Source organism: Ralstonia sp. 110700041-2 (assembly GCF_056280165.1).
Genome location: NZ_JBSFAI010000037.1, coordinates 1 through 1200, shown reverse-complemented (window position 1 = coordinate 1200; position 1200 = coordinate 1). Strand labels below are relative to the sequence as shown.

The following is a 1200-nucleotide window of genomic DNA, read 5'->3' as shown; positions in this document are numbered from 1 at the left end:
TGACCTGCTCCCCGCGATTAGTACGTTGACGATGTAGAGTCCGTTCCCAAGAGAGGAACGGTCATGAAGAAGCGATTCACCGAAGAACAGATTATTGGCGTGCTGAGGGAAGCCGAGGCCGGCGTGAAGCCGGCGGAGCTGTGCCGCAAGTACGGCATCTCGGACGCGACCTACTACAACTGGAAAGCGAAGTTCGGCGGGATGACGGTGTCCGAAGCGCAGCGCCTGAAGGGGCTGGAGCAAGAGAACAACAAGCTCAAGCGCCTGCTGGCCGAATCGATGCTCGACAACGCCGCGCTGAAGGACCTGCTGTCTCGAAAGTAGCAAGCCCGCAGGCCAAGCGCGAAGCGGTCCGGACATTGATGACCGAACGCGCCATGGGTGTCACCCGGGCCTGCGGGCTGGTAGGGATTTCGCGCTCGCTGTTCCACTACGAATCGCGCCGCCGAATTGACGACGAAGTGCTGACGGGTCGGATGGTGGCCATCGCCGCGCAGAGGCGCCGCTATGGCTATCGCCGGATTCACGTGCTGTTGCAGCGGGAGGGCTGGCTGGCCAATCACAAGCGCATCTGGCGGCTGTACAGCAAGGCGGGACTGAGCGTGCGCAAGCGGCGACGCAAGCGCATTGCGGCTGTCGAGCGCAAGCCGCTGTCGCTGCCAACGGGCCCGAACCAGAGTTGGTCGATGGACTTCGTTTCCGATGGACTGGCGTATGGTCGGCGGTTTCGCTGCCTGAACGTGGTCGACGATTACACGCGCGAGTGCCTGGCCATCGAGGTCGACACCTCGTTGCCGGGCTTGCGAGTGAAGCAAGTGCTGGAACGACTGAAGGAGATGCGAGGCTTGCCCGCGTCTATCACGGTGGACAACGGTCCGGAGTTCGCTGGTAAGGTGCTGGACGCCTGGGCCTACGAAGCGGGTGTCACGCTATCGTTCATCCGGCCCGGCAAGCCCGTGGAGAACGCCTACATCGAGAGCTTCAACGGGCGGTTCCGCGATGAATGCCTGAACGAGCACTGGTTCGCCTCGATGCGCCACGCCCGGCGGCTGATTGAGGAATGGCGTATCGAGTACAACACCGAGCGGCCTCACAGCTCGCTCGGCTACCTGACCCCGATGCAGTTTGCGCAGGGGCATGAGCAAGAGTTTTTAACCTCGGACTCTAACTGTGCTTCGTACTAAAACCGGGGGCAGGTCA

Annotated in this window: 1 protein-coding gene; it reads left to right on the top strand. The window is 62.0% G+C overall.

Annotation, left to right across the window (positions count from 1 at the left end; genetic code table 11):
• Positions 1 to 63: 63 nt before the first annotated feature.
• Positions 64 to 1184 (top strand): IS3 family transposase gene (locus tag ACUXH0_RS26385; protein ID WP_404944703.1). Its coding sequence is split into 2 segments (ribosomal slippage): positions 64 to 313 and positions 313 to 1184, totalling 1122 coding nucleotides; the frame shifts between segments, so codons are not numbered across the junction.
• Positions 1185 to 1200: the final 16 nt, after the last annotated feature.